20 protein-coding genes are annotated in these 26,173 nt (G+C 33.9%); 16 read left to right on the top strand and 4 right to left on the bottom strand.

Annotation, left to right across the window (positions count from 1 at the left end):
* The first annotated feature begins 1,412 nt into the window (after positions 1-1,412).
* The 4 genes from BW942_RS08690 to BW942_RS08670 all read left to right on the top strand — a co-directional run bounded on the left by BW942_RS08690 (position 1,413) and on the right by BW942_RS08670 (position 5,360).
* The gene (locus BW942_RS08690; protein WP_001982097.1) at positions 1,413-1,895 is read left to right on the top strand and encodes a rhodanese-like domain-containing protein; all 483 of its coding nucleotides are present in this window, start codon (positions 1,413-1,415) and stop codon (positions 1,893-1,895) included.
* Entirely contained in the window at positions 1,892-2,758 is an 867-nt protein-coding gene (locus tag BW942_RS08685) for a leucine-rich repeat domain-containing protein (RefSeq protein WP_000576922.1), read from the top strand. The genes BW942_RS08690 and BW942_RS08685 overlap by 4 nt, the downstream gene beginning before the upstream one ends.
* A gap of 892 nt (positions 2,759-3,650) precedes the next feature.
* Positions 3,651-4,787, top strand: coding sequence for a nitrilase-related carbon-nitrogen hydrolase (locus BW942_RS08675; protein ID WP_000465532.1), 1,137 nt, complete (start codon positions 3,651-3,653; stop codon positions 4,785-4,787).
* Between the two features lie 51 nt (positions 4,788-4,838).
* Positions 4,839-5,360 carry a hypothetical protein gene (locus tag BW942_RS08670; protein ID WP_000051773.1) on the top strand — a complete coding sequence of 174 codons (522 nt, stop codon included), beginning with the start codon at positions 4,839-4,841 and terminating at the stop codon, positions 5,358-5,360.
* A gap of 779 nt (positions 5,361-6,139) precedes the next feature.
* Here the strand turns inward: BW942_RS08670 and BW942_RS08665 are convergent.
* Positions 6,140-7,147, bottom strand: a complete 1,008-nt coding sequence (locus tag BW942_RS08665) for an alpha/beta hydrolase (RefSeq protein ID WP_000698133.1) — start codon at positions 7,145-7,147, stop codon at positions 6,140-6,142.
* A gap of 1,168 nt (positions 7,148-8,315) precedes the next feature.
* Between BW942_RS08665 and BW942_RS08660 the strand changes: the two genes are divergently transcribed.
* The 6 genes from BW942_RS08660 to BW942_RS08635 all read left to right on the top strand — a co-directional run bounded on the left by BW942_RS08660 (position 8,316) and on the right by BW942_RS08635 (position 17,074).
* Positions 8,316-8,915, top strand: a complete 600-nt coding sequence (locus tag BW942_RS08660; protein ID WP_000723318.1) for an Ig domain-containing protein — start codon at positions 8,316-8,318, stop codon at positions 8,913-8,915.
* A gap of 360 nt (positions 8,916-9,275) precedes the next feature.
* Positions 9,276-9,986, top strand: a complete 711-nt coding sequence (locus tag BW942_RS08655) for a hypothetical protein (protein WP_000371201.1) — start codon at positions 9,276-9,278, stop codon at positions 9,984-9,986.
* Positions 9,987-11,060: 1,074 nt separating this feature from the next.
* Positions 11,061-12,626: a flagellar hook-length control protein FliK gene (locus BW942_RS08650; RefSeq protein ID WP_001026923.1), complete on the top strand. Its 1,566-nt coding sequence runs from the start codon at positions 11,061-11,063 to the stop codon at positions 12,624-12,626.
* Positions 12,627-12,640: 14 nt separating this feature from the next.
* Positions 12,641-13,435, top strand: coding sequence for a flagellar hook capping FlgD N-terminal domain-containing protein (locus tag BW942_RS08645; protein ID WP_001115367.1), 795 nt, complete (start codon positions 12,641-12,643; stop codon positions 13,433-13,435).
* Between the two features lie 27 nt (positions 13,436-13,462).
* Positions 13,463-14,857, top strand: coding sequence for a flagellar hook protein FlgE (gene flgE / locus BW942_RS08640; RefSeq protein ID WP_000986372.1), 1,395 nt, complete (start codon positions 13,463-13,465; stop codon positions 14,855-14,857).
* A 234-nt stretch (positions 14,858-15,091) separates the two neighbouring features.
* A complete protein-coding gene (locus BW942_RS08635; protein ID WP_000802798.1) occupies positions 15,092-17,074 on the top strand; it encodes an HD domain-containing phosphohydrolase in 1,983 nt (660 codons plus the stop codon).
* Positions 17,075-17,715: 641 nt separating this feature from the next.
* Here the strand turns inward: BW942_RS08635 and BW942_RS21440 are convergent.
* Positions 17,716-18,174: a hypothetical protein gene (locus BW942_RS21440; RefSeq protein WP_000453263.1), complete on the bottom strand. Its 459-nt coding sequence runs from the start codon at positions 18,172-18,174 to the stop codon at positions 17,716-17,718.
* Between the two features lie 153 nt (positions 18,175-18,327).
* Here BW942_RS21440 and BW942_RS08625 point away from each other — a divergent pair, with 153 nt between their 5' ends.
* The 3 genes from BW942_RS08625 (at position 18,328) to BW942_RS08615 (ending at position 19,995) form a co-directional block, all read left to right on the top strand.
* Positions 18,328-18,624, top strand: a complete 297-nt coding sequence (locus BW942_RS08625; RefSeq protein WP_000477061.1) for a helix-turn-helix domain-containing protein — start codon at positions 18,328-18,330, stop codon at positions 18,622-18,624.
* Positions 18,625-19,439: 815 nt separating this feature from the next.
* Positions 19,440-19,688, top strand: coding sequence for a ribbon-helix-helix domain-containing protein (locus BW942_RS08620; RefSeq protein WP_000844758.1), 249 nt, complete (start codon positions 19,440-19,442; stop codon positions 19,686-19,688).
* Positions 19,675-19,995: a type II toxin-antitoxin system PemK/MazF family toxin gene (locus BW942_RS08615; RefSeq protein WP_000617907.1), complete on the top strand. Its 321-nt coding sequence runs from the start codon at positions 19,675-19,677 to the stop codon at positions 19,993-19,995. Before BW942_RS08620 ends, BW942_RS08615 begins: the two co-directional genes overlap by 14 nt.
* A 999-nt stretch (positions 19,996-20,994) precedes the next feature.
* Here the strand turns inward: BW942_RS08615 and BW942_RS08610 are convergent.
* A complete protein-coding gene (locus BW942_RS08610; RefSeq protein ID WP_000041092.1) occupies positions 20,995-21,987 on the bottom strand; it encodes an HpcH/HpaI aldolase/citrate lyase family protein in 993 nt (330 codons plus the stop codon).
* Between the two features lie 139 nt (positions 21,988-22,126).
* Positions 22,127-23,062 (bottom strand): ornithine carbamoyltransferase, encoded by a 936-nt coding sequence (locus BW942_RS08605; RefSeq protein WP_000004530.1) that lies wholly within the window; start codon positions 23,060-23,062, stop codon positions 22,127-22,129.
* 803 nt (positions 23,063-23,865) lie between these two features.
* Here BW942_RS08605 and BW942_RS08595 point away from each other — a divergent pair.
* The 3 genes from BW942_RS08595 to BW942_RS08585 are packed head-to-tail and all read left to right on the top strand — an operon-like array spanning position 23,866 to position 26,008.
* Positions 23,866-24,333, top strand: a complete 468-nt coding sequence (locus BW942_RS08595; protein WP_000060053.1) for a hypothetical protein — start codon at positions 23,866-23,868, stop codon at positions 24,331-24,333.
* Positions 24,330-24,734, top strand: a complete 405-nt coding sequence (locus BW942_RS08590) for a pyridoxamine 5'-phosphate oxidase family protein (RefSeq protein ID WP_001974506.1) — start codon at positions 24,330-24,332, stop codon at positions 24,732-24,734. The genes BW942_RS08595 and BW942_RS08590 overlap by 4 nt, the downstream gene beginning before the upstream one ends.
* A 2-nt stretch (positions 24,735-24,736) precedes the next feature.
* A complete protein-coding gene (locus tag BW942_RS08585) occupies positions 24,737-26,008 on the top strand; it encodes an adenylate/guanylate cyclase domain-containing protein (RefSeq protein ID WP_001974549.1) in 1,272 nt (423 codons plus the stop codon).
* Positions 26,009-26,173 lie beyond the last annotated feature (165 nt).

Raw genomic sequence — 26,173 nt, 5'->3', positions numbered from 1 at the left:
AAAAAATTATAGAAGTGAAAAAGTAGTAAACCGTAGAAATGTTAAGTGGATTTGTGAGAAATTTCATACCTTCATTTAAAATTTAGAATATTCAATCTCATAAGTAGTTTACAATTAAAAAAATCAAACTGGTTTTACGAATCGGACATAAAAAATATTTCTTAGGTTGTGAGTTCTACTTCCCGTTTCCTTTGCGAACAAAGGAAGAAACAGCGGCTTTAAAGACTCGCAAAAATGTATGGGAAAAAAGACTCATTGCTTTTTCTATACATATAATAATTGCGAACCTGTATGTGCCATGCAGATAAACACTAAGCGAAACCATTCAATCGCCAAACGAAGCGTATACGTTTGGGTGCGAAAGTCCCGTGTAAAATCGGGAGAAACAGGTTCGCAAAAGCGTTTTATTATAGAATAATCGGATTTTAAGGGTCAATAATATAATAAAAATATACTATTATTGATTATCTAAAGAGACGTAATATTTAGTTTTGAATCAATTGAATCATTGTAATATAACGTGTGTTCGGTGTAAGAAACTCATGATTCTGAAAAAAGTTGAAATCTGAACTTTACAGATCGATTCTTTAAATGTGGGAACTACCACAAAATTTAGGTTTATCTGTAAAATGACGTAAGAACTGCTACAAATCACAACTTTGCAAACCAATTCTAAAATTGTAGGAGCTACTACTTTTAGAAAATTCTTACTCACACCTAATACGCGTTAATATACACAAATGGATATAATTCGCAAAAGCTTATTTTTATTTTTCATTTTGAAACTCTGTGATCTCGCAAACAAAAACGATAAGAACTTTGATTTTAAGTAATTTCTATAAAAATTAAAAATATATTATAGAACATAAAAAAAATTAAAAAGAAGTTCTAAAAATTTTGACGAAGAGTGAATCCGGAAATGGCAAATGACGTCTGAGAATTGAGAGAGGGTATTTAAAACGTATTTATTACATATTTTGAAAATGCTTCTATCCAATCAAACTGAGTATGATAAAACACTGGTTAAGCGGAAAATTAGGGTATGAATTTTTTCAGAAAAACCAACAAATTGGGACATATACTATTCGAACGTATGAAAAGAATACTGTAATAAGTTTATTTCAAAAATTAGAATGCAAAATCTTTTTCAAAAAAAACAACAATTTTGGATTCGACGCAATTTTGTGAGGACTTCTATATCTTTGTAAAAATCGCCCGTTTATTTTGGTACCATTGTCCGGATAATAATTTAGTAGTAGGAACGTTATGATAGTCTTTATTTGTATTCATGAAAAAACTATTGACGATTAAAAAATTTAAATAGATTTTAACTGCCAATACTCTGCAAGAAAAAGGTTCTCATGAAAATATTTTGTTTGTTATTATTGAATTTCTGTTTCTGTGTAACTATAATGGCGAAGGAAAGTGACTTTGTAAAGACAAAACGAAACCCGATTCCGAACCGGTTAATCGATTACAAAAAATTTCAAAATATAGTTAATTCTTCTGCAGAAGAAAGAGAGGCAAAACGCCTCACGGAAGAAGAATTTTTAAATATGATTCAAGATAAGGAAGTAGTTCTTTTAGATGCTCGCAGCGAGTCTCGTTACAAGCTAAGACATATTAAAGGTGCAGTCAGTCTTCCATTTACAGAATTTACAAAGGGATCTCTCGCAAAAGTAATTCCAAAGATAAATTCTAAAATCCTAATATACTGTAATAATAATTTTACGGGAAGTCCGGAAGCGTTTGCTTCTAAAGCACCCGCAGCTTCTCTTAACTTGTCCACATTCATTTCTTTGAAAGCTTATGGATATAAAAACATTTATGAATTAGGTCCTTTGTTGAGTGTTGATTCTACAAAGTTTACTTTTGAGGGAACAGAAGTTCAATGATTTTTAATGATTCGAAAAATGGTAGAAATTTGCAAAAGATTGTATATATCGTTTTTGTTTTATTGAGTTTTTTTTGTAAACGTCCATTGAAGCAGGGAGAATATACCGATCTAGAAGAAGCATTCAAAAATCCTAAAGATGTGTTGGTTTTAAATTACAGAGATAACGAAGAAAATCCACTGAAAACACTTCCAAAGGAAATTGGAAACTTACAAAATTTAAAAGAATTATATTTAAGCGCGAACGAAATTACAACTCTGCCTCCTGAAATAGGAAATTTAAAAAACTTACAGGTATTGTCTTTAAATGGAAACAGACTTGAAACAATTCCTAAAGAAATAGGGAATTTAAAAAAACTAAAAGAACTGTCGATAGAATGGAATAAACTTCAAACACTTCCTAAAGAAATAGGAAATTTAAAAAACTTAAAAGAATTATATTTAAGCAGAAATCAACTCAAAATATTACCGCAAGAAATCGGGAACTTAAGAAAACTACAGCGTATACATTTAAGTACAAATGAACTCACAAAACTCCCGCAAGAAATCAAAAACTTGGAAAGTTTATTAGAAATTTATTTATATGATAATCAGTTTACAACACTTCCCAAAGAGATAGGCAATTTGAAAAATTTACGTAATTTAGTTTTAGGCAGAAATCAACTTATATCGCTACTCCCTGAAATAGGAAATTTAAAAAATCTAAAAGAATTATATTTAGAAGAAAACCAACTTACGATGTTACCAAAACAAATCGCAGCCTTAAAACAACTGGCAAGACTTAGCTTAAAAGGGAATCAATTTCCTTCGGAAGAAAAAGAAAGAATCCAACGTCTTTTGCCTAAGTGCAACATTTCTTTTTAAATTTGGCTTTTCGAATTTTGTATTGGGCAGAGCAACATTTACAGAGTAAAAAAATAGAGTTGTTGAAAAATTCCATAGTGGCGATTAACAAAACTGCTTCAATTGCCGGTTTCCATAAAATAGAAACAGATGGAGAATTAATTTTTCAACAATTCTAATACATTAATACGAATTAATAAAACCCTTAATTTTTTTAACGAATAAAAATATTGGATAGATTGTGTTTTCTGATTCAAATAATGAGGTACATCCTCGCTTAAAAATCTGGATTCTTATGTTATAACAATTGATGTTTGTAGAAGATATTACTTATTCTATTTTCGTTAAATCTACGTTGTCTTACTTAAAAATTACATAGAGCTTATCCCAAAACCTCGAAGAATTTTATGTAATGATTCTTTAGAAATTTTTAATAAAATGTAGTAGTTTCTATCATTAAGGTCGCATTTGGTAATTTGTGAGCTTTCGAGTAGCTCTAATGTTGTTAAAGTTTTGTGAGTTCTCCAATTTATTTTTATGGAAAAATCAGGTTTTTATAAAACGAATTGAATCTCTTGCGAAGAACTTACATTAGTTTATACTTCAATAATATAACTTCAGCGTAAGATGAGCGAATTCGGTGCTGCGGATTGCGCGTTCAGCTCCGGTTAATAAATTGTATTAAAAAAAATAATATGCAGTGAGCTTGGCGTAAAGAGCTAATGATTCTGGAAAGAATTGAAATCTGAACAGACTGATTCTTTAAATGTGGGAACTCCCACCAGTCTTGGTTTTACAGTAAAAACTTGAAAATGTAGGAGTTCTAAGTTGAATGCCGTCTACAGAAATTTTTTATTCGTCAAACTCATGTTAAATTGTTGGAGTGAACTAAGATTTTATAAGGTTAAGCCAGATGTTTTTTAAAAGAAGTTATCTATTCTATTTTCTTTTTTTGATCCTTATACTTTACGGAATTTGGTCTTATACGGATCGCTCCTCTTGGGAACAGACTCCGGATTCTAGATTGAAAAGAATAGAGAGTTTTGGAAAGAACCTAAAAAAAGGAAATCTTCTCGGCATTCAACCCTGGATGTATCCTATCGATTATTCGAATGAAATCAATTTTTCGAAAAAAATTCAATCTTATCTCGAAGAAGCAAGTAAGAACGGTTATATCAATCCGAAAACGATCGTAGTATTTCCGGAATATTTAGGAACTTGGCTTGTGGTCGCAGGAGAAAAAACTTCTGTGGTCAAGTCGGACAAACTCGAAGATTCGATGCGAACCCTTATTTTGAGTAATCCAGTAAGTTTTATTTTCAATTTTTTCAAAGCACAAGGAAAGGATAAAATCAGAGACGCACTTTTTAGAATGAAAGCGGAAAAGATGTTATCTATTTACTCGAATACGTTCTCGGGTATGGCAAAAAAATGGGGAGTAACCATTGTAGCGGGATCGATTCTTCTTCCGGAACCCTATATTTTAGAAGGTAAAATTCAAATAAGAAATGGGGCCTTAAAAAACGTTTCTTACGTTTTTTTACCAGATGGTAGAGTAGCCGAAAACTCTCCCGAAAAAATATATCCAATAGAAGACGAAAAATCCTTTGTGGCAGCTTCTACTCTCAAAAATCTAAAAATTATCCAAAGTCCAATGGGTAAAATTGGAGTATTAGTTTGTGCAGATTCTTGGTACCCTGAAGTTTACGAAATATTCAAAAAACAGAATGTGAATTTTGTAGTCGTTCCCTCTTATGTGGCTCCGGATGGGGCTATGTCCGAGGTTTGGAAAGGTTATAACGGTTCAAAAAATCCAACCGATATTCGTCTGGAAGACGTACATAGAATTTCGGAAGGAGAGGCCTGGCTTAAATATGCACTTGCCGGGAGGATTTTAAAATCTGGAGCTACTCATGGGATGAACGTTTTTTTAAGGGGATCTCTTTGGGATCTGGGATCCGATGGAGAAATCATTTTAGTTCACCGGTCGATGGTTCGGACCTTTCCAAAAATTTACGGAGCTAGTATCGTAAATCTCTGGTTAGATTGATAAGAAAGATTTATTTCTTGAAAACTGACCGAAAAGGATTCTTCTTGGCGCATGTCACTATTTCTTTTTGAAACCTTTTCTGATAACTTTCAATCCAAACACAACGAAGTTACTTCCGGAAAGTGGTTCGGTTTAACTTCTTTAAACTTAGAAGGAAAACCTTTTGCCGCTTTTTTCGAAGGAAGTTTAGTGCTCAAGCTCGGAGCGGAAAAGATCGCCGAGATCATTTCTCGTTATCCGGGGGCAAAACTTTTTGATCCTTCCGGTAATAATAAAGCCATGAAAGATTGGCTTCAGATTCCGGCAGAATTTGAACAAGACTGGCTTAACTTGGCTGAGGACGCTTTGGTCTTTGCTGAAAAATCGTTGAGTGCCGTGGCGGTTCCTGCTAAGAAAAAAGCAGCACCTAAAAAAGCGGCCAAGAAAAAAGCCCCTGCTAAGAAAAAGAGCCCTGCAAAAAAGAAAGCGGCTAAGAAAAAATCTTCCGCTAAAAAAGCTAAAATGAAACCAAAAGCTAAGGCTAAGAAAAAAGTAGCTCGGAAAAAAACGGCTGCTAAAAAACGGAAAAGATAAAACAATCCGATCTGCCCTTATTGAGTAATGAGGGCAGATAAGATATATCTTACAAATACCTTATGGGGATTCGCTTTCTATAAAGCCCCAAAAAAAATGATCGTCCAAATTCAGTTTTTGTATGAAATTACTGTTTGGCGAACGTCATCTTACCAAAAAATCATTTTATAGTAATTTTTACATTTTAGGTGCCTAAAAGTTTATGGTACTCTTATTCACTTACCTTAAAATGTAGGAGCTATTGCATTTTATTATTTCGGAACTATATAATAAAGAAATACTCAGTCCAATAGTTTATACTTTAATAATGTAAATTCAGAATCAGAAAACCGGGGCCGAATCGGCGTTACCGGACAGAACTTTCGGCTTCAGTTAATAAATTGTATGAAAGAAACATAATACAATATTTTGCCTTTAGTTTCAATTGAGAGCTTGCCCCAAAATCTCAAAGAATTTTATACAATAATTCTTTAGAAATTTTTAATAAAATGCAGTAGTTCCTACAAATTAAGTCGCATTTGGTAATTTACGAACTTTCGAGTAGTTCTAATCTCGTTAAATTTTCGTAGTAGTTCCCACATTTTTGTGAAACCCAATCTCACTTTCTAAGGGTTATTCGAGAAACTCAGTGTCCCGCTTCTATAGGCGTTCGAAGTAACTCAACACCTCTCTATGGATTGGTGTTAAGGATTTGGGACAAAATCTGAATATAGAACGCGCTCTACTGAGTTCCTCTACGCTTTATCACAACATTTACAGATACACAAGTTGATAAGGTATCAATTGTGGGATAAATTTTTATTTAAAGAAAATACATTTTGGATGAAAGTTTCTGTTTCTTTTAAAATCAGGTCTTTATCACTTTTCATGTATTTGGAAAATAATACGTGATTTCCAAATTCTACTTTTACCGCTTTGTTCAATGGGTTTGCCTTTCCGTTTTCATTTACTTTTTTGAATGCGTTTAACATAGATGAGACGGAAGCGGACACATCTTGATTTTTTTCGTTTTTATAATAGTAGAACAATAAAGTAGGAGAGGAAATTTTGGAAAATGGATCAGTTCCCAAGATGAACTCTCTTAAGTCTGATAAATTTTGAACCGCTGCGAGATATTGATCTCTATACCAGAAAGCGCTGGCTGGATTTCGTTTTTCTTCTTCTGTAGATTTACGAATTTTTCCCATTACTATATTAGCAAAATCTTTACCCCAAGAAAATTGATAAATAACACTAAATGGATTTGTAAAATCGTAAAAAGGGGAAACAAGAACTAAAGCGTGAACTTTTTCAGGATATTTGGCTGCTAGGTATGTAGAAATCAACCCTCCCATACTAGTTCCGATTAGAATCGTTTTTTTACCTAGTTTTTCGCATTCTAAAAAAGCCGTTTCAGAGTCCTGTAAAATTTCTTCAAAAGTTGTATCTCTATGATTTTCTAAATTAGTTCCATGACCGGGAAGACGAACATAGTAGAGATTTGCTTTGAAATCTTTTGCGAGTTGATCTGTAACTTCTTCTCCTTCTGCGCGAGATGCTCCAAAGCCGTGGATATAAAGGATTGAGAAATCGGTTTTATCCGCAGAATATCTCACTAATTTTTCTTCGTTGCCAGGTCTTACTTTTTTAGATCGACTGATTTGAAGTTTTTCCCGATAATAACTGTCGAAGTTTGAATATAAGGGAACAGATTTGTATTCATATTTAGGAGTTTCAGCATAAAAGGTGACGACTAAAAATAGAGCGAATGTTCCGATGATTCCCAAAATCCATTTAAGTATTTTCATTCTTAATTTTTCCTCATAACTCTTTGATAAACAACTCAAATCATCTATCTCGTTGCTGCAAGAAAAAAGTGCAGCTTGAAAACAAAGAGTATTGACTAAAACTGTATCTGTGTTAAGGAATCGAGATTTTTATCACTATTGACTCGTTTTGACCTTGTTAAATGATATTTACTGCTATAAACGCATAAAAATAGAGGCAAAAATTAACGAACAATTTTGTAAAGACGTAGAAATTCTCGAAAATTGGTCTTCCCGGAATTCTAGATTTTTTAGAATTTTAAGTTTTTAAACAAGTTCGGCGTAGTATTATTTTTATGCGTTCAGTAGAATCTTGAACGAAAACGGTTATAGTTTCTCTTGTTGTTCGAAAAGCATATTGAATTAATAGAGTTATTGAAAAATTAATTCTTGATTTGTTTCTGTTGAATTGAAGCAATTTTGCGAATCTTCACTATGGAATTTTTCAAACAACTCTAATATTCTTCCAGAGTTAGGTTCTGAGAATAGAACTGTAAGATCTTTTTAAATTGTAAAAAGATATTCTACAAATTGTTAAGACCTCTTTAATATTTTAAAACCAATTTTCATTTTGAGAATTTTAGACGTGTTAGTTGATTCTATTTTTGAGTTTTCCGGTATTTGGTAAAGAAAATCAAACTCGCTTTTAAATTACACATTTTGAAATGAATTCGAAATATTCTTTCACAAAATGTTAACTTTTTCTTAAATGTGATTTTATTTATAAAAATCACATATTATTGAGATATGTGCATACAGATATTTTGTTATTACTAACGACTTTAAATTTACTTGGTTAAGAAAATTTAGTCTCAAATTGAAAATAAGATATAAATAAATCCCAAGAAAATATGAATGAAAATATTTCGAAGGATTTTGGAATGAAACTTTAAATTTAAGTAATATATCGCAAAATATTGAATAGAATTGTTGAAAAATTCTATAGTGGAGTTTAACAAAACTACTTCAATCGACAGTTTCCATACAACGGAAATCGATGGCGAATTAATTTTTCAACAACTCTAATATATAAAACCTCAAAAAACAATAGTAGTGAGTCCTATTTGATTTCGAAAAACGCGAATTAAAAACATACGTTTTTATTGCGTAATTGAAATTTTAAAAATTAAAACCAAGTAGGATAAAACGAATGAAAAAGATAATGTTAATTTTGCTATTGTTCTGCCTTGTTTTCGCTTCTTGTGAAGATGAAAAAAAGGATGAAGGTAGTATCACCGGGAATTCGATTATGGATCTGTTATTGCTGCAAGAGGTTTCCACTCCACCTTGCCCAGGCGGAGTTACGATGATGGACATTCCGTCTACGATAAATGCGCAAGTTGGTACTTCTGTTAAATCTCCGTTTTCAATTCAATTTTCTGCGGGTAGTGTTAATCATGAAACTTTGATGAAAAACAAAAATTGTAATTTTAGCGAGCTTTCAGTTACAAATCTGCCTGCAGGTTTAACCTTGAATTCTACAACCGGCGCGATCAATGGAGCTCTGACGGCGATCTCGGCTGCAACCACGGTTACTTTCTCTGCAAAATTAAAAGCGAACAACAGCACTCCTATTACGTTTACAAAGACTACAACTGTTACCGTATTTGCAGCAGGTAGCCTAACTTGTAATACTGCTGGGGCTGCTTTAGGTTGTAACAATGCAGCGCTTCCATATTCTTGTCCCAATTCAAACTTTTGTTATTCTACCTACTCCAGTTGTAAAGCTGCGAGTGAGTGTGGTTACTAAATTTAAGATCTTTTTATCAAATAACCTGTGGAAGTATAGGTTATTTGATTTTGACTTTTAATCCAATAAAATTAGGCTTTAATTTAATATTTGTATATTAAAATTTAAAGATTATCTTATGTATATTAAAGGAATGGATCGCTTCTTAGATGGATTTTAAATCTTTTTTTAATTTTGTGTAAGAATTTTAATTTAAAGATCAACAAAAAAGTTGAGTATGTATTTTTAAAGTAAAGAATGGATTTTACTATTCTCTATAAAATTGAGTACTGTAAATTTTTATTGCAAAACTTTGTTTCAATACAATATACTGTGCGATCTATGATATAATTCTGAGTAGGATGAAAATTTGTTTTTTATATGGATCCTTTTGAAAAAATCGTCAATCGTTACGGTGGATGGGAATTATGGAATCGTCTGGATTTTGTGGAATTTTATTTTCAAAGTTTAAGCGGCCCGCTTCCTTTTCTGAAAGGACTTGGCAAAACTTTTAACAAACACGGCAAAGTCAGGATCTTTCCTAAAGAATTTATAACCGAATTTTTAGATTATCCGAATCCAGGAAAAAAAATAATATTCAAAAATGGTAAAGTAGGAATTGTTAATATATCAGAGAACCTTTCTGAATTTGGACTTTCTAATTATAAGGATAGCTTTAGCGGTTTAAAAAAGTATAGGCTTTGGAATCCTTTGGATGTTTCGTATTTTTTTGGTTATGCGACTACTCAGTATGTAAGTATTCCTTTTATTTTAAAAGAATACTCGGTTCGAAAGTTTGAACTCGAGAACGGTGATTTTCAAATTGAGGCAGAGTTTCCGTCGTATCTTCACACTCATTGTAAAAAACAATCCTATCGTTTTGATTCTGAAGGACTTCTGATCCGTAACGACTACACCGCCGATATTGTGGGATCTTGGGCAAAAGGCGCACACTTTACGACTCATTTTCAAGATATAGAAGGATTTCCGATGGCTACAAAACGAGACGTATTTGTTCGTTTGGGGTCTTGGGCGACTTCGATTCCTGTTTTATCCGCAGAATTGAAGCCTTTAGGGGTTTATTTTAGATAAAAATTTTTTCTATCTAAATGATACGTTAACTTTTTTAGAGAAACTCTCTATCAATAGGTTTTTAAAATTTTTAAGAGTTAACATATGTTAGATGGAAAAATTTATTTTTATAAAACCACGTAAGCTCGGCCTAAGAGATTTGTTTTATAAAAACCTAATTTTCTATAAAAAGTAAAATGTGGGAACTCCCAGATTTGAATCAAAAAAAATGAATGTTTAAAAATTTGTAATGTGACTTAATTTGTGGGAACTCTTACAAATTAAGATTTTGCGGTAAAATTTTAAAACGTGGAAACTACAGCAAATCGCGATTTTATAAACAAATTCTGAAATGTAGGAACTCATATTTTTTAAAAAATTCTTTCTTACCCCGAACTCAATAAAATTACATCTTTTAAAATTATTCAAAGATGTATTAACGAACGTGAATTTGGATATAATCCAATGCGAAAGCAATTGAACTAAAGCAGAACGCTTTCTATCATAACCTTACCGACAAGTGAATAGGATTTTAGAATGAGAAGAATTAAAAACGCACATTTTTCAAGTGTTCCGACAAGAATGAGTCTTTTTTATTTGCAAAAAGTATGTTTTTCTGATAGAGAAAAATTTTCCGAACCTTACCACCCCCCACCCAAAAATAAGGAAAACTCAACACAACGCTCTCTATGAATCGCGTTCTAAATTAAAGCTAAGAACGAAATATCATATTATGTTTCTTTCATGCAATTTATTGACTGGATCTGAAAGGGTGGTCTGGTTTGCTTGATTCGTCCCAGTTTTTTTATACCAAACTCGCGTTGATTTTCAAAAACGATTTTAGATAGGTTTTATCTAAGAATCGGTCATTTTCAAATACAATTTATGTCTCAAAAAAGTTAAAGACCGTTAGGTGAAGTAGATGTCGTTTATTTTATTTTTTTACTATAAAACAAATTTTTAAAAAACAAATTCCTTACATTGAACTTGTATGAGCAAAGGATTTTACTAAAAAATCGAATCATAAGCCATCTTTATCTAAAAAACTGTCAAGGAATTCCGTGAAAGATCGATTTTAATACTGCGGAGTGTAGTATGAATATTTCTGGTGATTTATCCGTTTCAGAATTTAAACCACAACAATCCATGCGGAGTCTTCCAAAAATGGGAGAGGTAGCAGGTAAAAATTCTTTTGTTGAACTGATGAAGTTTTTACAAGGATCTGCACAAAAAGGTTTAGAGGAAACTCTGGCCGAAATTCAAAATACGTCTTCCAAAGCGGAACTTCCACAACCCGAAGAGGAAGATCCTGAAATCATAGAAGAAAAAAAGCGTCGTTCTATAAATTCTATAGAAGAAGAAATTTCAAAAGAAGAAAACTTTGAAACAACTCAAGAAGCGCCTAATGCAAATATTTTGCCTTGGTTCCTGGTGTCGGAAACAAAAACTAACGAGTCCGTAGATCCTGAAATTGAATCCGTAATTTTAGACGAATTACAATCTGAAATCATAAAGACAAATTCAACTGAAACTCTTAATGCCCCAGAATCGATTTCTACAAGTGAATTGATCGAAAACTTTTTTACAAATGAAGTGGAAGAATCTACAAAATTGTTAAGCGAAGTTTCTTTAAAAGAAGAATTAGAAAACCTACTCGATACAGAAAAAGGATCTTTGGTTTCTTTTGAAAATTTGAAGGAAATTAAAGCTCGGTCTACAAAACAAGAAAGTGAAATTTATGAAAAATCAGAATCGTTCGAAGCAAAAGATTCTTCCGATACATTCCGTTTTAATGAAGTAGATAAAAAAGAATCTAAAGAAAATATTAAGGGTCTTTCTAACTCTTTTAAGGATAAAGATTTTGAGGAAGCAAAAGTTGAAGTTTCTAAAGAACTGGCTCTTGATTCTGAAAAATGGAAAATCAGCCGCGATAAAAAAACGGATTCTTACACGAACTTAAAGACTGCCGCAAAGGAAGAAATTAAAGCAGTCGTTCTCAATCAATTCACAGAAAATTCTTTCGGAAAATCGGGACAAGAACAATCTTTTCGATCCGATTCTTATTCGTCTCTTGTGAAAGGGGTCGGAACTACTGCCGCAAATGGTTCACGAGAAAGTGGAACTTTTAGTAAGGAATTTCTTCCTTCTAAAGAATCCAATGTACTTTCCAAAAAAGACATTCAACAGAACTTTCAAAATTTGATTCGTTCTGCTCGAGTGCAAATTCTTGAAAACGGAAGAACTGAAGCAAGCATTCGCATGAATCCAAAAGACCTAGGTCAAATGTCACTTGCGATTTCTACGGATAAAGACGTTGTTCGCGGAAAGCTTTTGGTAGAATCGGATACCGTTAAACAACAGTTAGTTGCCGAACTTGCTAATTTAAAGCAGGATCTTAAAGCGAACGGTCTTGAACTTGAATCTCTTGTGATTGAAGTTAAGGAAAGAGAAGATGGTTTCTCTTTTAACGCGGACTCGGATAAAAACGGTAAAGATTCTCATTCTTTCCAAGCTGCGTTTGGAGAAGATTGGAACTCCGATTTCAAACATTCTTTTTATGAAGAAGATGAACTTTCTTTCGAAGAAAATTTTTCCGAGCCTAATGATTTTCCCAAAAAAACCGATGGGAAATCCGAGAAATTGCTCGATCTGAAAGTATAGGATCGGAGGAAATCATGCCAGAAACTACGGGCATTAGCCAACAAGCAAACATAAATCGTTACCTAGAAGGAGACAGAAGTTTTAATATCCGGAACCACATGGAAAATTTGGAGAAGGAAGAAAAAAACGGTCTCAAAGGAATCGAAATCCGTTCTACGGTTAAGTCTCTCGGCAAAGACGATTTTCTTAAGTTACTCATTACTCAGCTTTCTTCCCAAGATCCAACGAACCCCGTTAAAGATCAGGACTTTATCGCTCAGATGGCGCAGTTCTCTTCCCTTGAACAAATGAATAACATTTCTAACGGAATTCAAAAGATGGGAAATCGTCAGAGTTTTTCTCTCGTTGGAAAACTTGTTTCCGGTCCTGATTTTGTGAACGGTGAAAACATCGCCGGAATCGCAGGAGCACTTTTCTTTGATGGAGAAGGTAAAACTTTTGTTCGAGTCAATGGAAGGTCCATCGACGTGGAACAAATTTCTCTTATCAGCGATCCTGTTGTTTTAAAAGAACAAGAAGCCGCCTATAATCAAAGTCAGTCTCAACAATCTGTTCCGGCTCGAACTCCCGCTCATTCTTCTGAGATTGGAACTAACGTTTATCCTCAAGAAGCACCTTTTGATATTTCGTCTAACGCTCATGAGATGACGACTAAACAAAAGTCTATGGAATCCTCAATCAAGAATCAGAAGGAAGTCGAAGTTCCTGGTACTGAACAAACTCCGGAATTACAAGAAAAAACAACTTCCGAAAAGAAGATTTCCGACTGGAAGTTTCCGGGTAAAGATAAAAGCAATTCATACGAATAAACAAAGTATAATCGAGGTAACAACTTTATGATGAGGTCACTCTATTCCGGTGTATCCGGACTTAAGAACCACCAGGTCCGAATGGATGTCATTGGAAACAACATCTCCAACGTAAACACTCACGGTTTTAAAACCGAACGGGTTACGTTTCAGGATATGATTTCTCAGGAGCTCAGAGGCGCTTCCGAGCCTAAAGAGAATATTGGAGGTGTGAATCCTCAACAAGTTGGTTTGGGTTCTTTGATCGCTGCGATTGATAAAATCATGACTCAAGGTTCCCTTCAAACCACTGGTAAAAATACGGACGTTGCGATTTCAGGCGAAGGTTTTTTTATCGTCAAGGACGGTGACAAACAATTTTATACGAGAGCCGGTGCTTTTAACCTCGATAAAAACGGTTACTACGTAAACCCTGCTAATGGTCTTAAGGTTCAAGGTTGGAACTCTAGACTGGATGATAAAGGAAATAAATACATCAATTCGGCAGCTTCGATTGAAGATATTATAATTCCAGTATATTCTAAAGAACCTGCAAGGGCTACTTCTCAGATAGATTTTAAATCCAATTTGAATTCTTCTGCTCCGGCGGTTCCGCCTGACGCAACCCAAGAAGAAATCACTGCGATGATTAACGATCCAGATCCTAAGATGAGAAGGGGACATGTTACCACGATTAATACATTTGACGATCAAGGGATTCAAAGAGAATTTAAAATGGAATTTTACAAGGTTCGTGATAACACTTGGAAGGCTAGATTGAGTATGACGGATTCAACTCAACTTTCCGTTGATGTTTCTGGAACCGGCGGACAAAACACTCAACTTCCAGGTAACACTGAATTAGAATTTGGTTTTACTCCGGATGGAAAACTAGTATACGTTTCTGACGGTGTGGATTCGATGAACAGCGGTAAGTTGAACGCAAAAGTTTCTTTTCGGATTCCTGGAAATCCTGCGATTCAAAATTTTGATCTTAACTTAGGAGAAGCAGGAATGGTAAACGGAATCACTCAATTCTCCTCTGACTTTACTACAAAAGCTGTCAAACAAGACGGTTATACGATGGGTTATCTAGAATCTTTTTCGATCGATAATTCTGGAACGATTACGGGTGTGTTTTCGAACGGAGTGCGTCAGCCTCTTGCTAGAGTTGCGACTGCGGTTTTTAATAATCCCGCCGGTTTAGATAAAGCGGGTGATACAATGTTTTCGTATTCCATGAACTCGGGAGAACCTAACATCGGTGAGGCGGGAGTCCAAGGAAGAGGTAAAATCAACGCAGGACTTTTAGAGATGTCCAATGTGGATCTTTCCGATCAGTTTACGGATATGATCGTGACTCAGAGAGGTTTTCAAGCTAACTCTAGAACGATTACTACTTCCGATCAGATGATTCAAGAGGTTTTGGGACTCAAACGTTAAACTTTTTTAAATGATTTACTCTTCGACTGGCTGACATAATAACTGATTCAGAATTTCCTTAAGCGATATACTCGTTTTAGTAAATTCAAGAAAAGTTTTGTGATATGCTTTAAGTCGGAGAGGAATTTTAACTTTTTTCATTTCAAGTTATAGATTTCGTTTCCTTTTTGCAAAGTTAGGAAAAAAATTATCTTTCCCATATATTTCCTGTACGGTTTCATTGATTCCTGATCAATGAAACCGAAATTCCCTAAATACATTGTCACCGACCTAGATTCGATCGTTAAAAGGTTAGGTCCAATTATTAGTCGTTTAGAAATTGAATTTTTAGATTTTAAGGAATTTTTTCAGTCTGAGCTATTTCGAAATTCTAGTGGGTTTTTGAATGTTATTTTTTATTTAACCGTTTCCGATCTCAAAAAAACTCAAAAAGAAATTCATCAACAATTTCAAAGAAATCCTCTGATCTTAAGTCGTTTTATTTTAAACGAAAATTTAGATTACGTTCATTCGGAAGATTTAAAAATCGAAGAGGAATTAATTTTTTCAGTTTTACCGGAATCTTCTTCAGATATGGTTTTTAACAAAACCTTTTTGAATGCGTTCACCCAACTTCAAATGATTACAGATCAGTTTGATCTTCAACACAAGGTGAATACTACTAAGTATGAAATTTCTAAACTGACTAGAGTAGGGATTAGCCTTGCCGATGAAAAAGACATCAATAAACTTCTTCGAGAAATTATTTTTAGCGCTAGGGAAATTGCGATCGCCGATTCGGGTTCTTTATATCTCGTTGAAAAAGATGAACTAGGTTTGGTTCGTAATCTTAGGTTTAAAATTTCTTCTATGGATATTGATACGGAAGAATTTTTACTTCCGATTAATAAATCCAGTGTTGCGGGTTATGTTGCAGCAACCGGAAAAATTTTAAATATTCCAGACGTTTACAATTTACCGGAAGATTCGGAATATAAATTCAACAGAAATTTCGATGTTCTTTCTAATTATCATACTAAGTCCATGCTCGTTGTTCCTATGAAAAATCATAGAAACGAAGTTGTAGGTGTCATTCAACTTATTAATAAGAAGAGAAACTTTAATCAAAAACTGACTCTTGAACAAATGAGAGGGAATGACGTATTTCCTTTTGACGATTATTCTGCTCAACTTGTGATGGGTGTGGCGGGACAGGCTGCGGTTGCGATTCAAAATAATCATCTTTTACAGGAGATCGAAGCTCTTTTCGAAGGTTTTGTGACTGCGTCCGTAAATGCGATCGAATCCAGAGATCCAACAACAAGTGGGCATTCATTTCGTGTAGCCGTACTTACGGTTGGTTTGGCTGAAACGGTGGATTTGATCAGAGAAGGTAAATATAAAAATACCAAGTTTTCGAAAGAACAGATCAAAGAAATACGTTATGCTTCATTGCTTCATGATTTTGGAAAAGTGGGGGTTCGAGAAAAGGTTTTGGTCAAATCCAAAAAGCTGGAAGACTATGAACTTGAGTTGATCCGTTGGAGATTTGAATATATTAAAAAAGACATAGAATCTAGAATTCTTCAGAAAAAGACGGATTATTTAAAAAAACACGGGGCGGTAGGTTTTGCCGATTATGAGACTTCTCTGGAATTTGAACTTAAGGTAGAATATCAAAAGTTAGATCAAATGTTTCAGATCGTTGTCGATTCCAATGAGCCTTCTATATTAGAAGAATCTAATTTTCAAAAATTGGAAGAAATTGCAAAAGTAAATTATTCTACTACAGGTGGAGAAAAGTTGTCTTTGATTTCTCCTTACGAATTTGGTTTTTTGACGATCAAAAAAGGATCTTTGGATTTTGCTGAAAGAAAAGAAATTGAATCTCATGTGGAACATACGTTTCAGTTTTTAAGTAAAATTCCTTGGACTGGAGATCTAAAAATGGTTCCTTCCATTGCACATGCGCATCATGAAAAATTGGATGGGACCGGTTATCCTAGAGGACTTACAGCTGATTCTATTCCAATTCAATCTAAAATTATGGCGATCTCCGATATATTTGATGCACTTACGGATAAAGATCGTCCCTATAAAAGAGCCGTTCCTATAGAAAGAGCTCTAGATATTTTACAAATGGAAGCAAGGGAAAATCACGTAGATCAAGATCTTCTCAAAATTTTTATTGAAGGAAAGGTTTACGATAAATTGTATTACTCTGGTTACCTTCGTTAGGTGTATTTTTCTCTGTTTTGTTGCAATCCACGATTTTAGACGATTCTACTAACAAATAAATTTTTCGATAATTTAAACTTTAATAATATAAGTTCTCCATTGGTTTTCGTTGTATTGAAACGGGCGATTGAAGCAATTTTTCTAATCTTCAATATGAAATTTTTCAACAACTCTAATAAATTTTGAACTCACTTTTATAAGTAAGATTCTTAGGTTTACTACTCGTATGTATAAAAATAGCGCTAAAAGTTAACGGTCGATTTTACCGAAGATGTAGAAATATTTAAAAATTGCGTCTGACCCGGAATGGTTAGTTTTTTGAAGAAGATCCTACATTCTAAGTTTTTAAATAAATTCAACGTAGTATTATTTTTATGCGTAAGAGTAGTAAATTTGTAACTCGTTAGATGTAAAATTCATTTATGTAGGATTTTAAAGAGCTGATTCTAGCCATAGTTTTTGATTTTATATGTCAATCTATCATAGAAGTTCAATTTGTAAGTTGAATTTCATGTCAACTAACGCATGTTCTATGTTAAAACTTTACGTTTACAATCTAGTTTATATTTTTTTGAGATTCAAAAGTATACGTGAATATCTATTTAAAAATTCGAATTGTATTCTAATTGCTGAACAAAAATCTAAACCTGCAAGTATTGAGCTGTAGTAATAGTTACACGTCTAAGGTTCGATAGGTGTAAAACCTTTTGTATTCTATGGATTCTTGTATATTGCCCAGAACTATATAAAAGAGTACCGAATATTTTGTTTTGGAACAAGGTTTTGTAATAAAAATTTAAGATTCTCGATTTTGTAGAAATCAGTAGAGTAACATAAATTTTAAAATAAACCCCGATTGAGAAATATTGCTTTATGTAATAGTTAAGATTTAAGTAATAATTCGTAAAAAGTTGTTCTGTTATTTTGAATTTAAGTAAATGATAAATCGCATTTTTATTGTTAGGTGTTAAATTGTTTCTTTTTTCTGGTTCTGTTCGAAGAAATTTAGATCCGTAATTTGAAAAGTAGGTTTTATTTTTGTACATTTCTGAAAAGACCAAATTACAAACTGCTTTTCGTTTTAGCGACTTGACCTCCATTCTATAAGATTCCAAACACAGAACTTTTTCAATTTATAATATTCAAAGTTTTAAAGAGAGTTAGAATTCACAAGTTCTATGATTATTGATACGTTCAGCCTGAAAATATCCCATTTTGGTATATTCTATTCCAGAATGTAGAATTTCTTCGTTTTGTTTAAATCACTTCATTCACGCGAAGCGAAAATTTTTTGTAAAAATTTAATCGCTGCCAGAAAAGACGCCCATCTTACTCAACTTGAAGTTGCCAATCGCTTGGGTGAACCTCAATCTTATATTTCCAAAATTGAATCGGGCGAACGCAGATTAGATGTTGTTGAATTCTGGAGAATTTTCAAAATCTTAGGTAAATCTCTCGAGTTTTATTTTCAATTTGATGACAAACATGACGGTTTTGAGAAAAAATCTAAAACGATTAAAGCGGCCAGTAGCAGACGTAAGAAAAAGTAACTTTGGCTTTTCAATATGTAGGAACTACTTTAAGGTATACTTGTGTACGTATGAAAATAGTTCCAAAAATGGATGATTGATTTTGTAAAGATGAAAGAGTTTTTAAAAATTGTGTCCAATCTAAAGTTATTCGCTTTTTCGAAGTAGATCCTACATTCTAATTTTTGAAACAAGTGAATCGTAGTATGTTCGAGTCGTAGAAAACCTGTTCAAAAACTTTTATTTGCGATAACTCATCTTTTAGAAATATTCAGTTTTTATTTTAAACTCACATTCAATGATCAATAAAAGTATGTTTTCTTAAAATCTTTTTAAAGAATTTTAAAAAACGTGTGAATCCCTACAATTTTCATTTTTTCTAGAGTGTTTGAATCATGTCTCTCCTACTCAGTTTAGTAGTAGTTCTCACATTTTTTGATATGAATCATTAAAATTGAATTCTATTTAACTGTTCTAGTCTCGTTAAATTTTCTTAGTAATATCCCACATTTTTGTGAATCTCAATCTCACTTCCTAAAGGAAAGGCCGTTCCAAGTAACCAGCAAGTACCTCCTTAAATTCAATGCATCGCTATGGTTGCTCTGCAAGTCGGTGTTTCAAGTTCTTAGTGGAAAATGTAATTAATAGAGTTGTTGAAAAATCGCATAATGTAGATCAGCAAAATTGCTTTAATTGTCTATTTCAATTTAACGGAAACAGATGGAGAATTAATTTTTCAACAACTTTAATATAAATGTTCATAGGCAGCATATCTCGAAACAAAAATCAGTTTATTTTAAAGTTGACATTGGTATGACTATGGTTATACCAACATTATGAAGACGGCGATTTCAATTCCTGATGAGTTATTTAGGGCTGCCGAGAAAATAGCTAAAAAACTTGGGATTCCTCGAAGCCAGTTATTTGCAAAAGCATTAGAAGAATTTATCCAATCTCATAGTAAAGAATCTGTAACTGAGAAATTAAATAAAATCTACAGTAATAAATCCAAAGAAACTAGAAATAATATTACTGACTTATCCGTAGAATCGCTTCGTAAGAGTTTAAAAAATGATTCGTGGTGAAATTTGGTGGGTAGACTTGGGAATTCCATTTGGAAGTGAGCCTGGATTTAAACGTCCAGTTCTTATAATTCAAGATGACTCTTTTAATCAAAGTAATATTAATACAATAGTTTCGATTGCAATTACATCGAATTTAAATCTATCTGAAGCACCAGGTAATGTTTTCATTAGTAAAAAAGATTCGAGTTTATCAAAGGACTCGGTCATAAATGTCTCTCAAATTGTGACTTTAGATAAAGAAAGATTTCTTAACAAAGCGGGTAAACTTAAATCAAATAAATTAGGTAAAGTTGAAATTGGGCTTTAGTTGGTTACAGGCTTAGATTGAGTATATTTCACCTAATTACGATTTTTTGATTCATTCAGGATTACTAATGCAATCCTCACTCCGATACATTTGCTTTGTCATTTCAGTTCTGAGACCGCTCGTGCAAAGGTTCTCCCAAACCTCGTACTAATTCTTTTGCATAGTTTTATGTGGGTTCGCGTAGAGGAGTCCATGATTCTGAAAAGAATTGAAATCTGAACTTTGCAGACTGATTCTTTAAATGTGGGAACTCCCACAATTTATAAAGTAGAAGTTTATATAACAATTGAATCTGTTGTATTCAAATATGGGAACTACACAAAAACTTAGGTTTGTTTGTAAAATGATGTAGGAACTATTACAAATCACGATTTTACGAACCAATTCTAAAATTGTAGGAACTCATACTTTTAAGAATTTTTTTTTTACACCACACTTACGTTAAAATGGAATTTAAATTTTGATGATGGCCGCAAAACAGCGGTTTTGTGCAAAAATCTGATTGGACGATGATTCTTTTTGTATTTCCTAGTAGTTCCCACAATTTATTTTTTACGAAAAAATTGACTTAGGATAAAACGGATTTCTTACACCGAATTCAAGTTAATACAGTATTTCGTCTTTAGTTTCAATTGATTATAGAACACGATCTGTCGAGCGTCCATAGAAGTGAAGCGCTTGAGTTGCTTTGAATGACACAAAAAACTCAGCGAAAATACTTCTCTAAAGATCGGCATTCAGGGAGTGATACGCTGAATTTGAAAGAGCATCTATGCTTCAATCGTTTTTGTATTGGATTCTATCGAATTTACGTAAAACGAACTTTGTGGTAAACATTTAGAAACTTAATTTTATAGGATGAGTAGCGATGAATCTATAAAGAAAATATTTTATAAAAATTTAATGTATTGGATTCAATTTTTCTATCTAAAACTCGTTTCATAAAAAAAGCCGCAAGTAATTGCGGCTTTTGTAATTTAGGAAATTCTAAAATTAGAATTAGCTAAAAAATCTTTTATTTGCTTCTTCGGGAATAGAAATTCCAGTCAATTTAGCTTTTTGCAAAATTTCCCAAAAGTATCTATAAGTCGCACGATCGTGAAGATCTCCCGCGTATTGAATTGGTCCCCATTCTGCGTTTTGCGCCTGAATTAGAATTTCTGCAGCAGTTTGAACTTCGCTATAATCTGGAGCCATTGCATCCAAGATCGCTTGAATTTGAGTCGGATAAATAGACCACATTCTCAAAAAACCAAAATCGTCATGAGCGCGTTTTGCGTCTTTATACGTTTGGTATTGATTTTTAAGATCTAAAGTTACGTTGTGAGCAGGAATCACCCCGTTTGCAAGAGCAGCAGCTACTAAGTTAGCTTTTCCTCTTCTTAAAAGTTCGTGTTCAAATTGTCCGGGGCTTTTCATACAAGAAGCCGGAATGGCTCCATGATGTCCTGAGATAAAGTCCATCAAACCGAAATCCAGAACTTGCAACCAAGGAAGGGCTGCGATTTTTTCCACTTCTTGAAGTGCTCCGTTGGTTTCGATCAAAACGTGAATCGGAATTTCTCTTTTGATTCCTGCTTTTTGAACTGCTTTTTGAATATAGGTGATCATTTCTTCTACCTGAGCCGCACGGGTAGGTTTTGGAATTGTGATATATGCGATTTTTTCTCCTGCACCAGGAACGATGATATCTACGTCTTGTTTCCAGAAAGAGTTTGTATAATCGTGGATTCTTACCCCACTCATTTTATGTTTGTTGAGTTCACTGTTTTGGAGTCGGACGATTAATTCCGCGTGTTCTTTTTCTTTTCCGGTTTGTGCACCGTCTTCACAGTCCATTGTGATATCAAAAAGACCGCCCAATTTATTTTGAAGTTCGAGCGCTTTTGTAATTAACTTTTCGGAACCTGCAAAGTGTTCACAGGCAGGAATGATCGGGAAGGGCTTTTCTCCTTCGAAGAGCGCTTCTCTTGGATGAGTCAATTTAGACATGGAAGTACCTTTAATTCTGATTTGTTCCAACCTCACATCGCTCGGATTGAAAACGGTGAGCCTGTAAGTGAAGTTGAAAAGTATTTAACTAAATACAGATTTCGGAAATGCGGGACTATGTAAATCGATTTTCAGTAGGTCAAGCTTCGAGTAGTTTTAGAATGACTGCTTTCTGAGCGTCTAAACGATTTTCTGCCTGCTGAAAAATGATGGATCTAGGGCCGAGTACAACTTCTCTTGTAATTTCGTAACCCGCGTGAATCGGCATATCATGCATAACTTTTGCGTTTGTTTTTTCTAATAGAGAGGAATTGATCTGGTAAGGCATCATAAGTTCCATTCTTTGTTTCTTTTTATCTGCATAGGAAGGATCATTAAAAAATTCCATATCCAACCAAGTGTCCGTGTAGACGTAGTCTGCGTTTTGAATCGCTTTTTTTAGATTTTCTTCCCAAGAAAGAGTTCCTTTGGCTTTGGCTCTTTCTACGGTTTGAGAATGAATATTTTCTTTTTCTGCAATGGGTGTAACTAGTGTAAGGCGGATTCCAAGTGCCGAAGTAATTCCGATGAGAGAATTGACTACGTTGTTATGAACTCCTATATAAGTCAGTTGAATTTGATTCAGTGGAATTTCCGGTTTATCAAGTGCGATCGTCATAATGTCTGCGAGAGACTGGCAAGGATGAAACATGTTATCACAGCCGTTGATCAATGGTACCTGAGAACCGTTTCTCATAGTTAAAAGATCCTCGTGTTTTTTGAGACGAGCCATAATTACCGAAACGTTTCTAGAAAGGTATCTTGCTTCTAAATCTATATCAGAAAGCTGAAAATTAGACGCCATCCAATCTAGATAAATTCCGTGACCTCCCATTTCTGTCATAGCCACTTCAAAAGAAACTCTGGTTCTTGTAGAAGTTTTTTGAAATAACATGGCCAAGGATCGTCCGCTCATATGGCCTGCGTAGTTCACTCGATTTTTTTTTACGTGGATTGCAAAGTCTAGTAAATCTAGGATTTCTGAATCCGACCAATCTTCCCAGGAAATCAGATGTTTTACGTTACTTTCGGACATAGGATTTAATGTACAGAAAACAGAATGGAAGTTGTTTCGTAAATGAAAAAGGAATGAAAAATATAGGACTTAACATACTCCATTTTTAGGGTTATTACAATGGGTAAAGGTTCATAGAGTAGGCTTCCCTAAAAATTCTCTTTTGAATTCTAATCGTTTAAATCCTATTTTTTGAAGGATTAAGACTTTTTTATTTTATAAAGGTGTTTTGTGTTTGGGTAAGTGACACTTTATAGGAACTTGGGTCATTTCAGATGTTTTTACTCTAAGCGGATTGTGGTGTTGAAAAGAAAGTGAAAATATAAGTTCAAGTAAATGTATTTTTTAGAAATTATAAATAGAAATGTTTCTTCTAAAAATAAATATCTTGGTTTGAAAATTGAATTTGCGTTCGAAAATAACCAATCCTTGGATCATAAAATGGATTCTTTGAATTTCTATTTTTAGGTTCTGATTCAAACGGAAATGGATTTTCTAAAATAGTTTTTCTTGTAAAATTAGAGTGAGGTAAGTCGATTGGATTCAAATATCATAAAAAGAAATTTCCAATGGATTCTTTTTAAGAATAAAATTTTGCTAAAAAAAAGCGAATTCGATTTTATCCTAATTTACGAATCTATTTTCAAGTTCAGGATGGATTTGTTTGGCCCTAAAAACGAGTGAGTATATCGAAAATTTGTAATTCAAAATTCGAATCGGTTTTTTGTTGATCGTTTGTACGATTTTAAAAAATTTCACTTCCATCTTTTTAGAACCATTGAAACGAAATCTAAATTTGTTTTTTTATCGGAGGCTTAGAAAGTATGAGTTTGACCCAAGAAGAAATGGGTGATCTGGTTGGACCCTTATCGATCAGTATTGCTACAAGAGACGCTGAATTAAAACCTCATTTTGCACGTGCATTTGGGGTTCGGATCAGTGAAGATCAAAAATTTATGACGGTAATGGTTCCGAAGGTAATCTTCGAGCCTTGTTTAAAGGATATAAACGATAATAAGCTCATTGCAGTAACAGTCGCTCATATGGCGAACTTTAAAACGCGTCAATATAAAGGACTTGTTCAGGAAATTAAGGATTGTACGGAAGCGGATTACGAATTGATGAAAAGTGTTCGGGAATCGGGAGCGGAAAATAGCGCTCTTTTTTTCGGCCCCAAAGCGGGAGAAGGTTGGAATAAGTATATCATTCGTCCGTCGGTTGCCGTTAAGTTTGAACTATCAGAACTTTTCGATCAATCACCCGGAATTAAAGCAGGAGAAAAATTGAAATGATTCCAGAAGAATTACAACCTTGTTTACAAGGTATTGTTCCAAGTATCATGGTAACTTGTTCCAAAGAAGGAATTCCGAATGCCACAATCGTAAGTCAAGTGTATCAAGTAGATTCGGATCATTTGGCAATATCGAATCAATTTTTTGGTAAAACGCATAAGAATGTTACGGAAAATAAATACGCGATTATCCAAGTTTTAAATCCAGAAAATCTAGAACCTTGGCTGATTGACATTTATTATAAGAGAACGGAAACCGAAGGGGAACTTTTCGATGCAATGGAAATGCAGTTAGAAGCGATTGCGTCTATGTCCGGTATGAGTGACGTATTTAAACTCAAAGCGGCAGATATTTTCGAAATACGTTCCGTTCGGAAATTTACGGAAGCTAAGGAGTCTTAATCGTGTCCGATAATCAAGATGTTGAGGATTTTAAAAAACAATTCGTAGAGAACCAGAAAGGAATCGAGGAACTCAATCAGAAACTTCATCGAAAAACAAGAGAAGTAGAGATCATTCAGTCCATTTCGGCGGAGATTCTCAATACTCTTGATTTGGAGCAAATCTTTGAACGAATCATGGAGGTGATGGATGAAGTTTTTGGCTTCAAACACGCTATGATTCTGATGCTGGAAGAAGGCACGGAGACTTTGAGTGTAAAGGCGAGCCGTGGATACGAACAAGGTGGTGTGGGAGCCAAGGTTGAATTCGGCCAAGGTGTGATCGGTGTGGTCGCTAAAAGAAAAAAAATCATGCGTATGGTCGGAATTACGACTCAGATGCGTTATGCGGGACAGATCGGTCAATCCATGGGAAGAGAAGAAAAACAAATAGAACTTCCCGGTTTGAAAGATGCAAAAAGTCAAATCGCAATTCCACTGCTTGTCAAAGACAAGTTACTCGGAGTTTTTGCAGTGGAAAGTGCAGAGATGAATGCTTTTAAACTTTTAGACGAAGTAATTTTAAGCGTAGTCGGGAATCAGATTGCGGTAGCCATTGAAAACGCAGCAGCGTATTACACACAACAACAATTGTCGGAAGCTTACAGTCGATTTGTACCTAAGGAACTTCTTTCTCTTCTGAGTAAAAAATCGATTTTAGAGACCCAATTGGCTGATCAAACAGAAGGTTTGATGACTGTGATGTTTTCGGATATCCGCGGTTTTACTACAATTTCCGAAAAGATGACCCCGAGTGAAAACTTTCAGTTTATCAATAACTATTTGGGAATGATTGCTCCTGTAATTAAAGAACATAACGGTTTTATTGATAAGTTTATTGGGGATGCGATTATGGCTATTTTTCCCGCTCGCGCAGAAAACGCAGTAGAAGCGGCTTTAGCAATGATGAAAGCGCTTCAACAATTCAATGAACTTAGACAGAAAGAAAATCAAGATCCAATTGATATTGGTATAGGAATTCATACGGGTCATTTGATGCTCGGAATTATAGGTCACGAAAATCGTATGGAAGGTACAGTGATCGGGGATAGTGTGAATCTTGCATCTAGAATTGAGGGTCTTACAAAACAATTCAAATGTTCGATCATTGTGAGTGAGGTTACGATTGCTTCTTTGAGAGATCCAAGCCGTTTTACACATTCTTTTTTAGATGAAGTTACCGTAAAAGGAAAATCTCAACCTATTAAAGTCTATAAGATCGAAAATTCAGTATAACTTCGAACGACTTTTATAAGCTGAACTTAGAAGAGGAATTTTGAACTTAAAAGACGGTCCGATTTTTAAAAGTAAATGATTGGGTGAAAATAAATTTATAAATAGAAATCACCTTTTTTTAGAATGGATTCGTTTTTTAAGTAAGATAGGTTCGGCGTTTAGTAA

Source organism: Leptospira interrogans (genome assembly GCF_900156205.1).
Lineage (GTDB): Bacteria > Spirochaetota > Leptospiria > Leptospirales > Leptospiraceae > Leptospira > Leptospira interrogans.
The sequence above is the reverse complement of the archived record's forward strand: the minus strand, read 5'-3'. Positions and strand labels throughout refer to the sequence as shown.

What these genes read in the sequence shown, in the direction of transcription:
- BW942_RS08690 (WP_001982097.1), top strand. Translation starts at nt 1,413, where the DNA reads ATGGCGAAGGAAAGTGACTTTGTAAAGACAAAACGAAACCCGATTCCG.
- BW942_RS08685 (WP_000576922.1), top strand. Translation starts at nt 1,892, where the DNA reads ATGATTTTTAATGATTCGAAAAATGGTAGAAATTTGCAAAAGATTGTA.
- BW942_RS08675 (WP_000465532.1), top strand. Translation starts at nt 3,651, where the DNA reads ATGTTTTTTAAAAGAAGTTATCTATTCTATTTTCTTTTTTTGATCCTT.
- BW942_RS08670 (WP_000051773.1), top strand. Translation starts at nt 4,839, where the DNA reads ATGTCACTATTTCTTTTTGAAACCTTTTCTGATAACTTTCAATCCAAA.
- BW942_RS08665 (WP_000698133.1), bottom strand. Translation starts at nt 7,147, where the DNA reads ATGAAAATACTTAAATGGATTTTGGGAATCATCGGAACATTCGCTCTA.
- BW942_RS08660 (WP_000723318.1), top strand. Translation starts at nt 8,316, where the DNA reads ATGAAAAAGATAATGTTAATTTTGCTATTGTTCTGCCTTGTTTTCGCT.
- BW942_RS08655 (WP_000371201.1), top strand. Translation starts at nt 9,276, where the DNA reads ATGGATCCTTTTGAAAAAATCGTCAATCGTTACGGTGGATGGGAATTA.
- BW942_RS08650 (WP_001026923.1), top strand. Translation starts at nt 11,061, where the DNA reads ATGAATATTTCTGGTGATTTATCCGTTTCAGAATTTAAACCACAACAA.
- BW942_RS08645 (WP_001115367.1), top strand. Translation starts at nt 12,641, where the DNA reads ATGCCAGAAACTACGGGCATTAGCCAACAAGCAAACATAAATCGTTAC.
- flgE (WP_000986372.1), top strand. Translation starts at nt 13,463, where the DNA reads ATGATGAGGTCACTCTATTCCGGTGTATCCGGACTTAAGAACCACCAG.
- BW942_RS08635 (WP_000802798.1), top strand. Translation starts at nt 15,092, where the DNA reads ATGAAACCGAAATTCCCTAAATACATTGTCACCGACCTAGATTCGATC.
- BW942_RS21440 (WP_000453263.1), bottom strand. Translation starts at nt 18,174, where the DNA reads ATGGAGGTCAAGTCGCTAAAACGAAAAGCAGTTTGTAATTTGGTCTTT.
- BW942_RS08620 (WP_000844758.1), top strand. Translation starts at nt 19,440, where the DNA reads ATGAAGACGGCGATTTCAATTCCTGATGAGTTATTTAGGGCTGCCGAG.
- BW942_RS08615 (WP_000617907.1), top strand. Translation starts at nt 19,675, where the DNA reads ATGATTCGTGGTGAAATTTGGTGGGTAGACTTGGGAATTCCATTTGGA.
- BW942_RS08610 (WP_000041092.1), bottom strand. Translation starts at nt 21,987, where the DNA reads ATGTCTAAATTGACTCATCCAAGAGAAGCGCTCTTCGAAGGAGAAAAG.
- BW942_RS08605 (WP_000004530.1), bottom strand. Translation starts at nt 23,062, where the DNA reads ATGTCCGAAAGTAACGTAAAACATCTGATTTCCTGGGAAGATTGGTCG.
- BW942_RS08595 (WP_000060053.1), top strand. Translation starts at nt 23,866, where the DNA reads ATGAGTTTGACCCAAGAAGAAATGGGTGATCTGGTTGGACCCTTATCG.
- BW942_RS08590 (WP_001974506.1), top strand. Translation starts at nt 24,330, where the DNA reads ATGATTCCAGAAGAATTACAACCTTGTTTACAAGGTATTGTTCCAAGT.